This window comes from Treponema brennaborense DSM 12168, assembly GCF_000212415.1.
Classification (GTDB): domain Bacteria; phylum Spirochaetota; class Spirochaetia; order Treponematales; family Treponemataceae; genus Treponema_F; species Treponema_F brennaborense.
Map to the genome: position 1 here is coordinate 786025 of NC_015500.1, position 12391 is coordinate 798415.

Genomic DNA, 12391 nt, shown 5'->3' on the forward strand with positions numbered 1-12391 from the left:
TGGGGCTGCGGGGCCGTGATACGGCAATTCACCGTTTTTTAATCGTATTCTGACGCACGCCGCACATACGGCGGATATGATGTGCGCATGAACAGTCCCATTGAATTTGAAATCGCCGCGGATGTTTTATCCGCAGTCGCCGCGTTCAGTAAGGAAATCGCTTCCCAGCCGGTGAGTCAGGTTGACGCGGAGTTTTTTATCTCCGCAGTTCAGCGCTTTACCGGTCAGTTATACGGATTCCGGAACGCGGCGTTGTATTACCGTTCCGAACCGGACGGTCCGGTTTTCTGTTCCCTGCCTGAAGCGGAATCGCCGTGCGAGCGATCTTCGTTTGAATCCCGGATTTCCACGCTCGGAAAAATCGAAACGGAATATCGGAATCCGGGAACTTTCGTAAAAGCGGAGTTTCACGCGTATCTGTGCGTTTCGTTTTTCATCAAAAAAGTATTTTTCTTTTCTATCGTCGTGTGCGGAAAAAAAAGTGAAATCAGACAGGCGGAACGGACCGCGCCGTTCCTGCACGCGTATCTTGCGTCCGAATTCCGGCGCGTCAGAAAAAGCAAAAAAGAATTGCAATCGGTAAAAAAAAGCGAACAGGAAGCGTTCCTTCTCCGGACGAAACGGATTCTGAAAACGCGGAAATCCGCTCAGCGATGGTTCGCCGACGACGGCAGAAGCGCGCTCGATTCGGGTACCGATTTTTCCGGTTTGTATCCGTGCAGAAAAGACGTTTGGCTTTCCTGCTTGTGCGACGTAACGGTTCCTTCCGACGCGCGCGCGAGCGTACTGCTGATGATCGACGCGTATATGGCGATGCTTTCGCGCAGCGGCAGCGACGCGGAAACGGTCGTGCGGCGGATCGGGCAGGCGATTCACGATAAATCGATGGAAATGTACGCGTCCGTCGTGTGCACGCTCTACGATAAGGGCAGCGGAACGGTTACGGTCTGCGGTGCCGGAAGCTGCCGCGCGTATTACGTTCATCACGATTCGGGGCGCTGTTCCGAACTGGTTTTCGGAGAGCCGCTGGGCAGCAAAAGCACCGTTCCCGAAAAATTTCCGCTTGAAATCCGCGTGCTGAACGTTTCGCCGGGAGACGTACTGTTTTTATGCAGCGACGGAATCGCGACGGCGCAGAAAAAAAACGGCGGAACTTTTGAAAACGACGCGATAGCGGCGGCCGTAAAAAAATACGCGGCGCTGAGCGCTTCGTATCTGATGGAAAAAATGTACAAATTCTTGGACGATACGTGCGGAGTTTACCGCGACGACTGTACGTGTCAGGTTTTCAAGTATGAATAAGACGGTTTGCGGGCCGTCTTTTCAGTGCATGTGTTACGGAGGAACGATGATACAGATCGACGATGCGCACCGGTTGTTCGATAAAACCGATATGACATACCGTGAATTCGAAACTTCTTTCGGCATGATCCGCTACGACGCGCTGCTTTTAATGCAGAATCTGCCGGCGGAATTCGCGGAAACGGCGCTGCTTGAAGTACAGATAAGCGAACTGCTGAAAAACGCGATGGAACACGGTAATAAATACGATTCGGATAAAATTGTCCGTACCTGGAGCCGCTTCGACGGTGCCGAATTCCGGCTCATTGTTGAAGACGAAGGCGCCGGTTTTCACGATATAGAGCGATGGAACGAATGGGCCCGAATCCGGCAGGAATGCATCAGGCTGAAAAATACGGAAAAATTGCTGCTGTATTTGGGATACCAGCCGCAGGGAACCGCGTATTACGGCAGAAATGACGGAATAGGCGGCGTTTCGCTTTTTGCGGCGGAATCGTACTGGAATTGCGGAATCGTTTTTTCATCCAAAAGGAATTGCGTTGCGGTGAGCCGGATTTTTCCGGCTGATTTCTGCGACGGCGGCGCGGAAGAGGAGCTTCAATGAAAACGGTTGAACCCCGGCTGATACACGGAGAACGGATCGTCCGCATTGCCGAAAACCGCGCGTACGTGTTTGCCGATGAATCGGTACACGACGTTTCGGCACAGCTTGCCGAAAGCGGACTGCCCGCGGCTGCGGTCGTCGACCGCGATTTGAAATTGACCGGCATCATTGTGGCAAAAGAACTTTTTTCGATATTGGGAAAACCGTTCGGACGGGATCTGCTGTTCCGTAAGGCGATCGGCAGTGCGGCGTCCTCCGCCGTCTCTTTTTTGTATACGGAACAGATTCGCGAAGTGGAACCGCATCTGGTGCAGGATTTCGCGATGGATGAAAACAGATATTATTGTCTGGTAGACGAGCGCGGCGCGTTCTGCGGCATTTTTTCGGTAAAAGATATGCTCGTGTATTCGGCCGAGATGCAGAAACGCGATATGAATCTTGCCGGAAGCATTCAAAGCCGCATCGTTCCGCAGTATACGTACCGGCGGGGGCATTCGTGTGAACTGGCAAGCACCGTCGTTATGGCGCAGAGTGTGGGCGGGGATTATTATCACGTACGCGAATACGAACCGGGCAAATGGTTTTTCTGTTTATGCGACATATCAGGAAAAGGAATCGCCGCGGCGATCATAACCGCCGTTCTTGAAGGGTTCCTGTGTACCGCCGATTACCGGGCGGGGCTTGCGGTTTTGGTGGAACGGCTGAACGCACTGATACTGCACACGTTTTCACTCGAAAAATACGTAACCGGCGTTTTCTGTTTGTACGACGAGCCGTCCGGCTGTCTGACGTATTGCGATATGGGGCACGGCTTGATTTACCGCCGGAAAACGGCTGACGGACGGCCGGTTTTCGTACCGGCAGCCGCTTCCGCCGACAACATGCCGGTGGGCATTATGGAAGACGTGCCGGTCGAAGTAAAAACGATGCAGATCGCGCGGGGCGAAGTGCTCGTACTGTTTACGGACGGATTATCCGAACAGACCGACCAGAAAGGCAACGCGTTCGATCTTTGTATCGTTTCCGATTGCATATCCGAAGCGTTCCGTGCGCGGCGGAATACGTCGGAAGGCGTGCTGCGCCGCGTAAAAATCGCCGTACTGGAAGCGTTTTATCAGTTTCGCGCGGACGCGGCGCAGCACGACGACCTGAGTCTGTTCATGCTGCACCGTTTTTCCTGAGCCGGCGGCTCAGCGGTGATAATAATAGGCCGGAAACGGAACGTCCGGCACGACCGATTCCGCCGCTTTCCGCAGCAATCGGGTTTCAGCCGACTGAGCGTCCGCTCCGGTAATCAGCCTGCCGGCCGCGGCGCGTGCGTTCATCAAATAGCGGTACAGTGAAGTTTTCGATTCCGGTGCGAACCATACGGTTTCGAGCGCCGGATTTTCAAATACGTCGTTCAGCAGGATGTCGACGGCGTCGCCGTAACGCGCTATTTCGTCTATAAGCCCGTGTTCAAGCGCCTGCGCGGCCGTGTAGACTCTGCCGTCGGCGAGCGCCGTTACCTGTTCAATGTCCAGGCCGCGGCTTTCGGCAACAATGCCGGTGAACTGATCGTAGCATTCGTCGGCGATGGACTGCATGATTGAACGCTGTTCTTCGGTCAGCGGACGGTTTATGCTCAGCATGTCTTTATTTCGGCCCGCGGTGAACGTGTTCATTTTAATACCGTATTTGTCCATCAGCGCGGATAAATCGACCGACTGCCCGCTGATGACTCCGATGGAACCGGTCAGCGTGTTCCTGTTTGCTATCAGATAATCGGCGGCGCAGGCGATGTAATAGCCGCCGGAGGCCGCCAGCGGTCCCAAGTACGCCAAGACGGGATTGCCCGTCGTTTCCTTGTATTTAACGAGTTCAAGATAGACTTCGTCCGACTGATAAACGCCGCCGCCGGGAGAGTCGATATACAGCAGTATTCCGACGTTTTTGGAATCGGCCGCAAGTGCGCCGATCGTGTCGAGCAGCCATTGCTGATCGTAGGTGTCGTTTTTTTCTTCAATGACGCCTTCAATACTGACGACGGCAAGATACTCTTTCAATGAAAAACGCGGTTTGGTGCCGAATTGTTTGCCGTTCACCGTAACGGAAAACGGCGTCGCCGCGTGCTGCCGGTTGCCCAGTACGATTTGGCCGATACCGACGAGCGCCGCACCGGCGAACAATATGATGAGAATTATCAGCCCTTTTTTATCGGCAGCTTTCTTTTTCCGCTGTATCTTTCCGGGAACGGGCAGCGTTTCCGGTGAATACTGTTCCCGGGGGGAACCGTTTTCCTGATCGTGTGTAAAATCGTCCATCTGTTTTAACGTCCCGTGAAATCGGATTCATTGAGCACACCCGCCGTCAGCGCCTGCCGTTTCAGATATGCGTACGCGTGCGTCTGGCTTGCGCGGATATACGGTATCAGCCAGAGCAGTCCGATGCCGAGTGTCGGTATGCAAAGCAGACCCCAGCCTAAAAAGCTCAAATCCAAAACGAACAAATCGCCTTTGTATCCTTTGGTCATGGCCATGCTCATTTTCATTGCCTTTCTGACGGTGATTCCGGGATTTTCCGCAATGATGAAAAACATTTGGGAATACGCGAATGCTTTGACGATGCCGGGAATCAGGAACAGCAGCGCCCACAGCCATACCCACAGCACGAACCACAACATGCCGAGAATTCCTTCTTTCCACTTGTTCAGCGCTTCAAGGAACGTGTTGAACGGTGCGTCCGACGGGTTCCGGATAAATTGCAGAAAATACGCCGTTTCGGCAATCAGCAGAATACCCGAAATGATCACCGCCAATATGTTAAGGATAATCGGCATGGCCGAATCCGGCTGCACCGCGCTCGGCAGTGACATAAGCAAATTTATACCGCCGATAATCAGCGTTATCAGAATCGGTACTTTCCAGTGACCTTTGAGATTTCCTTTCGCTGCCGTTTTATAAGCTAAACGATCAAACATTAATGTTCCTCCTGATTTGATATGAAAATAGTATACGGTATATTATTTCTTTACGCAATTACCGGCCGAAACCCGCTTTGCCGTCGGCGTTTGCGAGCATTTCGCTGTAATATCTGGATTCGATGCATTCCGTTCCGATCCCACATTTGCGCAGCGTGTCCATGAGTTCCGTTTTTGCCGCGGAAACGACGTGCGGCAGGTTCGATTCTTCGTTGATTTCGATTTCGATAAAATCGCCGATCGGCGGCACCGTACAGAGTTCTATCAGCGTGCCGGCGGTTTTCCACTGATAGACGGTCTTCAGTTTGCGGACTGCAACCGTGAATCCGGAATCTTTGAGGAACGTTTCAAACGGCAGCCGGGTGTTTATCGTGAATTCCTGTTCGTCGTTTACTTCAAAAGCCGCTCCGTCCGCCGCGGTTCTCAGTTCTTTTCGCTTGTACGTTACGATTATCGAGCCGGGTTCTTCCGGTGTGCCGGCGCCCCGTTCTGCAGAAACGCCGCCGTTCGCGCCGGGCAGTTCATCGCTCAATTCCAGCGGAATTTCTTCCCGAATCCGTATCTGGACGCCCGTTGCGGAATGTTTCCAGTACGTGTCGGTTTTCTGACAGGCTTTTTTGAACGCTGCAAACCCGTTCAGCTGCGTGATCGTTTGTTCCCGATCATAAACGTGTGCTTTTAATTCTATTTCGTACATGGCTATAGTATAGCCCCTTTTTCTGCGAATAACCAGCGGAACGGCTTGTAAGCCGTTTATTTTTTCGCTATGATTTTCCGTATGCGGTTCCGCGCGGAACCGTTCCCGAAATACGGAGTTCTTATGTCAAAATTACGGATGAAAAATGAAAGTGTATGCCGCGGATCTTTTTTTGAAGAGCAGTTGTTCGACCGCACCCGCCGTCTGACGGATGATGAAATACGGCGTTTGGAACGGAACGGAAACCGGGCGGCGAACGGTTCCTGGAACGGGGTTTTCGTAAAAACGGCGCCGGACCGATTCGATCCGGATCTGATTCGGGGCACCGAATTCCGCGGTACGGTCGTTATCGGCAATTTGCAGGCTGCGTCGCTCAAATATCACGACTTGGAACTCGATTGCGGTATTTATAACAGTTATATAGAAAATTGTGTGATCGGAAACGATTCGTGCATCCGGAACGTAAAATATCTGGTAAATTACCGCATCGGCGACCGGGTTATCCTGTTCAATATTGAAGAGATGAGCTGCACCCGGCATTCCAAATTCGGCAACGGTATTCTCAAAGAAGGCGAAGACGAATCGGTGCGAGTCAGAATCGGCGTTTCCAATGAAAACGACGAACGCTCCGTCCTGCCGTTCGAGTCGATGCTGCCGGCGGACGCGTTCATCTGGTCGCGATACCGCGAGGATACGGCGCTGATGAATCGCTTTGTCGAGCTGACCGAATACGGCAACGATAAAAAACGGCGCACGTACGGTATCGTCTGCGACGACGCCGTCGTAAAAAATACGGTTTTGATAAAAGACGCCAAAATCGGCAGTTTTGCGTATATAAAAGGCGCGTTCAAGTTAAAGAACATAACGGTGTGTTCTTCCGAAGCCGAACCGTCGCAGATAGGCGAAGGCGTCGAAATGGTGAACGGCATTATGGGCTACGGCAGTAAGGTTTTTTATCAGGCCGTTGCCGTCCGGTTCGTTATCGGGCGGAACTGCCAGCTTAAATACGGCGCCCGGCTGCTCAATTCCGTGCTGGGCGACAATTCGACGGTGTCGTGCTGCGAACTGCTGAACAACCTGATTTTTCCGTTTCACGAACAGCATCACAACACGTCGTTTCTTATCGCGACGACCGTTTTGGGTCAGTCGAATATCGCGGCGGGGGCCACGATCGGTTCCAATCACAATTCGCGCAGTCCCGACGGCGAAATCTATGCCGGCCGCGGATTTTGGCCGGGATTGTGCTCCGATTTCAAACACAACAGCAAGTTCGCGTCGTTCACGCTCGTCTCGAAAGGTTCGTATCAGAACGAGTTGAACATTACGTATCCGTTTTCACTCGTTTCCATAGACAGTACGGAGCGCGCCGTGCACATCATTCCCGCATATTGGTTTTTGTACAATATGTTCGCGATTGCGCGGAACAATTCCAAATTCCGCAAGCGCGATAAACGCGCGGTAAAAGCGCAGCATATAGAAACCGATCCGCTCGCGCCCGACACGATGCAGGAAGTGCTCGCCGCGCTCGACCGGCTGATCAAATTGACCGGACGGACGCTTCACGCGCTCGATTACCAGTCGGCGAAAGATTTTCTGCACCAGAATCCCGATTCCGATATCGTGCTTGAAGATCCGGGCGCGCAGAAACGGTTCGGTGCGCGCATTCTGAAACCCGCGCAGGGATACCGCGAATACCGTAAAGTCGTCAAATATTTTGCGGTGCGCTCGCTGATGGAATATTGCGCGGCGCGCGGCTCTGATTTTTTGTGTGAAACGATGCTCGCGGAAATAGGCGCCGTGCCGTTGTACACCGAATGGGTGAACGCGGGCGGGCAGGTGCTTCCGCAGGAGCGTTTGAACGAATTGTTCGCCCTCGTAAAAGACGCGCGCATCAAGACGTGGGATGAAGTGCACGCGTTTTACGATGCGTGTCAGGAGTCGTATCTTTCGTATAAAGCCCGCTACGCGCTGTATCTGCTGGAGCGGCTGTATTCGCGCCCCGTCGGTGAGTTTTCTGCGGAAATATACGCCGATATCCGCGGCGACGTAACGGTCGTTTCCAACGATATGTACGAAAGTTCCATCGCATCCCGGCAAAAAGATTACACGGATTTTTTCAGGGCCATGACGTACCGCAACGAAGCGGAGATGACCGCCGTTTTGGGTACGGTGGAAGGCAACGATTTTCTGCAGCAGCTTGAAAGCGATACTGCCGCGTTCAACCGCAAACTGAGCGTGTTTTTCGACCGAATCCGTCCGTAATCGCCCGACCGCCGTGCTGCCGTCTGATTCTGCGTACCAATACGATACTCACTGCCGTTGCAGTGATTCCGATGAGACCGTTGCTTATCAGCATCGCGATGCCGACAGCTTCGCTGTCGAGTGCGGTCCATTTCATCAGTATCCACAACGGCGGAATCCGGTACACGAATAGCCGGACGATGTTCAGCGTCATTGAAATTTTCGTATAACCGAATCCGTACAGCAGTCCCATGACTGACGTCGACGCGGCGATCAGAATGGACGCGTACCGCTCGTACCGGTAAATTTTGCGTATCTGTTCGGCGAACGCCGGATCGCCTTTGGCGAACAGCTGCACGAGCGGCGTTTGGAAAACGCTCATCAGGATAAAACAGACGCAGGCGAACAGCATGTTGATGCAGAACGTTTTTCTGAAAATTTGCAGCGCGCGATCGATATTCCGATTTCCCAAATTCTGGCTGATGAGCGTCGCTTCCGCTTCCTGAAATCCGGTCGGCGGATTGGTGGCGAGTCCGCCGATTCTGTTCGACACGCCGAGTGCGCCGACGGTCAAGCTGCCGTACGACGCGCTCATCGAATTGACGATGACTTTACCGAACGCAAACACGAATTTTTCAAGGAATACCGGTACGGACAGTTTTAAGATAGGCAGGATCGTACTCCGTTTAAAACTGCATAAACGGAACGATATTCTGAACGGATTTTTTTTAGAGCGCAGTCTGCGGACGGCTGCGGCGGTAACGACCGAATTCGCGATCAGCGTCGCCGTCGGCAATAGCAACATACCGCCCTTGAAGCCGTATATGAAAACGACGTTCAGCAGCGTTTTGAGTACCAGTACGAGCGTGTTGTACACCATGATCGCTTTGGTATTTCCGCGGGATTTTTCGATTGCAAAATAGATCGTATTGACGAACACGCTGATAAGGCCCGATACTTCTATGATCAGATACGCCGTTCCTCCGGCAATCAGATCTTCGGGCATCCGCAGCAGCGCGAGCAGCGGGTACGCGAACGGCACGATCAGGGCGAGCACCGCGCCGCCGCCGATTATCGCGAGAAAAAAGAGCGTGCTGATTTGTTTGCGGACTTCGTCCATATCGCCGGCACCGTAACAGCGGGCGATGATGATTCCTCCGCCGAGCGCAAGCCCCGAACCGATTGCCGCGAGCATCGTCTGTATCTGGCTGATGAAGGAAACGGTGGACACGACGTCGGCGCTCAAATGCGCCGCGATCAGCGTGTCTGCGAACTGGAAAATCTGGCTGAGGCTGTTGTAAAAAACGAGCGGCAGTGCGACGGCAAAAATGACGCGCCACTGATTCCCGCATAGGATATCCGTGCGGCGCTGCGATTCTTTTGCGTCAATCGTGTATTTCATGCGTACAGTGTATGCGGAAAATATGAAAAAATCCGTACACTATTTGTTATTTCTATGATATTATGTGCATATATTGATATATCCGGCGGCACATGGAGCGAATATGAGCGGGCAGGTGGGCGGGAGGTGCGTAATGCGGAGCGGAACGGAAGCGGACGGGGATTATCGGCTGGAAGAAACGGGGGCCGGATTTTCGTTTATCCGAAAAACACGGGCAAAAACGAATCCGGTGCGGCATTTTCACGATTGGTGGGAGATTCTGTTTATCGATTCGGGCGAACGGACGTTTTTTTACGGAAGCCGGACGTTTCACATCGGTGCGGGTACGTTTCTGTGCATCCGTCCCGGAACGCTGCACCGCGCGCTGAATCCGCCGGACGAGGTGTGCAGTCTGTACAACGTGTACTTTTCCAACGCGGATTCCGCTCCGTTCCGGTTGCTCGAACCGCTGCTGGAAGCGTGCGCGGCGGAACCCGTTTTTCCGCTGCCGTCCGCGGCTGCCGAACTGATTGCGGCGCAGTTTGCGGAAATCGGCCGGGAATTACGGGAGCACCGTCTCGGGGCCGTCCAGAAATCGTGGGGACTGCTGTACGGCTGCCTAGCCGACGCCGCGCGCGCCGCCGCCGATTATCGCGCGGGAAGCGGTGCGGTCGGCCGGCTGTATCCGCAGGACGATATGAACAAAACGGCGGCTCGTATCATCGATTACCTGAACGTTTCGTTCCGCGAGCCCGTGTCGCTGCAAACTGCGGCGGCCCGCTTCGGTTTGAGCGAATGCCACATCGCCCGGTTATTGCGTAAAGAAACCCGTTTTTCCTTCGTGGAGTACGTACACAGTCTGCGCGTAACCGAAGCGTGCCGGCTTTTGACGACTACCGCCAAAAACTGTACCGAAATCGCCGACGCGTGCGGGTTCGGCAGTATCACGCAGTTCGGCAGGGTTTTTCGGAAACATACCGGCTGCGCGCCGCGTGAGTACCGTGCTGCCCGGAAAAACGGGCGGTAGCGGAAGTCCTTGTTCGCCGCTGTCCGGTTTTACCGCCGCGTGGTGAATTATAAGCGGCACGCGTACGTTGCCGCTGAATTCCATGCTTGCATTTATTGCATAAATATGCAATAATTCGTATATTATTACGCTTTATGTTTAAAGAGGCTTTTTATGTCAAAGTTACGCGGCGCGTTTACCGCGCTTGTTACCCCCATGTTCGCCGACGGCTCTCTCGATTATGACGGTTTCCGTAATCTGGTGCGCTATCAGCTTGACAACGGTATCACCGGATTGCTTCCGCTCGGAACGACCGGCGAAACTCCCACGCTTGAAGCGGTCGGTGAAGAAGAAAAAATCATCGATATCGCTGTTGAAGAAGTAACCTCTTATAAACAGAAACAGAAACGTGATATACCGCTGATAGTGGGTGCCGGCAGCAACAATACTGCCGAAGCGATCCGGTACGTGCAGCGCGCGAAAGACAAGGGCGCCGATTACGCGCTCGTCGTTACGCCGTATTACAACAAACCGTCGGACGAGGGCGTTTTCCGGCATTTTGAAGCGGTTTCAAAAATCGGTATTCCGATCATCGTCTACAATATAATGGGGCGGACCGGCAAAAACATTTCGACGCCGCTTTTGATGCGGATTGCGGATCTGCCGAATATTGCCGGCGTCAAGGAAGCGTCGGGCGATATCAATCAGATGATGGAAGTTATCGCCAAAATTTCCCGTAAAAAGAGCGATTTTTGCGTACTTTCCGGAGACGACGGCCTGACGCTGCCATTGATCGCGGCGGGCGGCGACGGTATCATTTCCGTCGTCTCGAACGTGGCTCCGGCGTTGATTTCAAAGTTGACCGCCGCCGCGCTTGCCGGCGACTTGGATACCGCCCGCGATATTCATTACCGGCTGCTGCCGTTTTTTAAAGCGGCGTTCTGCGACGGTAATCCCACGTCCGTCAAATACGCAATGAACGTAAAAGGGCTGCCTGCCGGCGGCGTACGGCTGCCGCTGGTTGAAGTAAGCGACGGCGCAAAAAAAACGATTGAAGCGGCGCTTGCCGAATGCGGATTATAGGAGAATAATGATGTGTGCACATAAAATAGCTGTCGGTGTGTTGGGTGCTACCGGAATGGTCGGTCAGCGATATATTTATCTTCTGAAGGATCATCCCTGGTTTGAAGTGACGTACGTTGCCGCCTCTCCGCGTTCTGCCGGAAAAAAATACCGCGAAGCGGTCGAATCCCGCTGGCTTATCGGAAGCGACGTACCCGCCGGCGTTGCGGATTTGGTCGTTCAGGATGCGAACGACGCGAAACTCGCGCTCGGCGCCTGTAAATTCGTTTTCAGCGCGCTCGAAATGGATAAAGACGCGATCAAGGCGCTTGAAGCCGCGTACGCCGCCGAAGGTATTCCCGTCGTGTCGAACGCGAGCGCGAATCGCTGGACGGACGACGTTCCCATGCTGATTCCCGAAATCAATCCGCACCATTTGTCCGTAATCGCCGAACAGAAAAAGCATCGCGGCTGGGACAAAGGTTTTATTGCGGTTAAACCGAACTGTTCGCTCCAGTCGTACATGATGCCGATTTTCGCCTTGCAGCAGGCGGGGTATCCGGTCAAACGCATGATCGTGACGACGCTGCAGGCTACCAGCGGCGCAGGTTATCCGGGGGTTCCCTCGTTCGATATGATCGACAACATCGTGCCGTATATCGGCGGCGAAGAAGAAAAAACCGAGCGCGAAGTGCTCAAAATCCTCGGAACGGTTAAAGACGGTAAAATCGAAAACGCCGCCGGCCCGCTGGTTGCGGCTCACTGTAACCGCGTTCCCGTTATCGACGGACACACGGCGTGCGTAAGCCTTGAATTCGATCTGCCCGAAAATAAAAAGCCGTCTCTTGAAGAAATAGAACGGGTCTGGACGGCGTTTACGGCGCTGCCGCAGGAGCTGGCGCTGCCGTCCGCTCCGGTGCAGCCGATTATCGTCCGCCATGAACCTAATCGGCCGCAGCCCCGGCGCGACCGTGAAAACGATAAAGGCATGGCCGTAACGATCGGCCGCCTGCGCACGTGTCCGGTGTTCGATATCCGTTTCGTCGCGCTCAGTCATAATACGAAGCGCGGCGCCGCGCTCGGTGGTATTTTGAACGCCGAACTGCTGAAAGCGAAAGGGTTTTTCGACGCACTGTAAA

At 53.7% G+C, this 12391-nt stretch carries 11 protein-coding genes; 7 read left to right on the forward strand and 4 right to left on the reverse strand.

What is annotated here, in order from left to right:
- The first annotated feature begins 87 nt into the window (after nt 1-87).
- The 3 genes from TREBR_RS03255 to TREBR_RS03265 are packed head-to-tail and all read left to right on the forward strand — an operon-like array spanning nt 88 to nt 3087.
- Nucleotides 88-1302 carry a PP2C family protein-serine/threonine phosphatase gene (locus TREBR_RS03255; RefSeq protein WP_013757799.1) on the forward strand — a complete coding sequence of 405 codons (1215 nt, stop codon included), beginning with the start codon at nt 88-90 and terminating at the stop codon, nt 1300-1302.
- A gap of 46 nt (nt 1303-1348) precedes the next feature.
- A complete protein-coding gene (locus TREBR_RS03260; RefSeq protein ID WP_013757800.1) occupies nt 1349-1906 on the forward strand; it encodes an ATP-binding protein in 558 nt (185 codons plus the stop codon).
- Nucleotides 1903-3087: a PP2C family protein-serine/threonine phosphatase gene (locus TREBR_RS03265; protein WP_013757801.1), complete on the forward strand. Its 1185-nt coding sequence runs from the start codon at nt 1903-1905 to the stop codon at nt 3085-3087. The genes TREBR_RS03260 and TREBR_RS03265 overlap by 4 nt, the downstream gene beginning before the upstream one ends.
- A 9-nt stretch (nt 3088-3096) precedes the next feature.
- Here the strand turns inward: TREBR_RS03265 and sppA are convergent, their stop codons facing one another.
- Genes sppA through TREBR_RS03280 form a run of 3 tightly spaced genes read right to left on the reverse strand, consistent with a single transcriptional unit; the run spans nt 3097 to nt 5562 of the window.
- Nucleotides 3097-4209 (reverse strand): signal peptide peptidase SppA, encoded by a 1113-nt coding sequence (sppA, locus tag TREBR_RS03270; protein WP_013757802.1) that lies wholly within the window; start codon nt 4207-4209, stop codon nt 3097-3099.
- Between the two features lie 5 nt (nt 4210-4214).
- The gene (locus TREBR_RS03275; RefSeq protein WP_013757803.1) at nt 4215-4865 is read right to left on the reverse strand and encodes a DUF975 family protein; all 651 of its coding nucleotides are present in this window, start codon (nt 4863-4865) and stop codon (nt 4215-4217) included.
- Nucleotides 4866-4923: 58 nt separating this feature from the next.
- Nucleotides 4924-5562, reverse strand: a complete 639-nt coding sequence (locus TREBR_RS03280) for a CYTH domain-containing protein (protein WP_013757804.1) — start codon at nt 5560-5562, stop codon at nt 4924-4926.
- 123 nt (nt 5563-5685) lie between these two features.
- Between TREBR_RS03280 and TREBR_RS03285 the strand changes: the two genes are divergently transcribed.
- Entirely contained in the window at nt 5686-7824 is a 2139-nt protein-coding gene (locus TREBR_RS03285; RefSeq protein WP_013757805.1) for a DUF4954 family protein, read from the forward strand.
- On the opposite strand, the gene TREBR_RS03290 is transcribed toward TREBR_RS03285, so the two are convergent.
- Complete coding sequence (locus tag TREBR_RS03290; protein ID WP_013757806.1) at nt 7781-9205, reverse strand: MATE family efflux transporter; 1425 nt, start codon at nt 9203-9205, stop codon at nt 7781-7783. The genes TREBR_RS03285 and TREBR_RS03290 overlap by 44 nt on opposite strands.
- Before the next feature lie 133 nt (nt 9206-9338).
- Here TREBR_RS03290 and TREBR_RS03295 point away from each other — a divergent pair, with 133 nt between their 5' ends.
- The 3 genes from TREBR_RS03295 to asd all read left to right on the forward strand — a co-directional run bounded on the left by TREBR_RS03295 (nt 9339) and on the right by asd (nt 12390).
- The gene (locus TREBR_RS03295) at nt 9339-10211 is read left to right on the forward strand and encodes an AraC family transcriptional regulator (protein ID WP_013757807.1); all 873 of its coding nucleotides are present in this window, start codon (nt 9339-9341) and stop codon (nt 10209-10211) included.
- A gap of 153 nt (nt 10212-10364) precedes the next feature.
- Nucleotides 10365-11273, forward strand: coding sequence for a 4-hydroxy-tetrahydrodipicolinate synthase (dapA, locus tag TREBR_RS03300; protein WP_013757808.1), 909 nt, complete (start codon nt 10365-10367; stop codon nt 11271-11273).
- A 10-nt stretch (nt 11274-11283) separates the two neighbouring features.
- Nucleotides 11284-12390, forward strand: coding sequence for an aspartate-semialdehyde dehydrogenase (asd, locus tag TREBR_RS03305; RefSeq protein WP_013757809.1), 1107 nt, complete (start codon nt 11284-11286; stop codon nt 12388-12390).
- The last annotated feature ends 1 nt before the right edge of the window (nt 12391 follow it).

Excerpts from the sequence above, each read along its gene's own strand:
- TREBR_RS03275 (WP_013757803.1), bottom strand. The coding sequence starts at position 4,865 with ATGTTTGATCGTTTAGCTTATAAAACGGCAGCGAAAGGAAATCTCAAA.
- TREBR_RS03255 (WP_013757799.1), top strand. The coding sequence starts at position 88 with ATGAACAGTCCCATTGAATTTGAAATCGCCGCGGATGTTTTATCCGCA.
- dapA (WP_013757808.1), top strand. The coding sequence starts at position 10,365 with ATGTCAAAGTTACGCGGCGCGTTTACCGCGCTTGTTACCCCCATGTTC.
- TREBR_RS03290 (WP_013757806.1), bottom strand. The coding sequence starts at position 9,205 with ATGAAATACACGATTGACGCAAAAGAATCGCAGCGCCGCACGGATATC.
- asd (WP_013757809.1), top strand. The coding sequence starts at position 11,284 with ATGTGTGCACATAAAATAGCTGTCGGTGTGTTGGGTGCTACCGGAATG.
- TREBR_RS03260 (WP_013757800.1), top strand. The coding sequence starts at position 1,349 with ATGATACAGATCGACGATGCGCACCGGTTGTTCGATAAAACCGATATG.
- TREBR_RS03280 (WP_013757804.1), bottom strand. The coding sequence starts at position 5,562 with ATGTACGAAATAGAATTAAAAGCACACGTTTATGATCGGGAACAAACG.
- sppA (WP_013757802.1), bottom strand. The coding sequence starts at position 4,209 with ATGGACGATTTTACACACGATCAGGAAAACGGTTCCCCCCGGGAACAG.
- TREBR_RS03265 (WP_013757801.1), top strand. The coding sequence starts at position 1,903 with ATGAAAACGGTTGAACCCCGGCTGATACACGGAGAACGGATCGTCCGC.
- TREBR_RS03285 (WP_013757805.1), top strand. The coding sequence starts at position 5,686 with ATGTCAAAATTACGGATGAAAAATGAAAGTGTATGCCGCGGATCTTTT.
- TREBR_RS03295 (WP_013757807.1), top strand. The coding sequence starts at position 9,339 with ATGCGGAGCGGAACGGAAGCGGACGGGGATTATCGGCTGGAAGAAACG.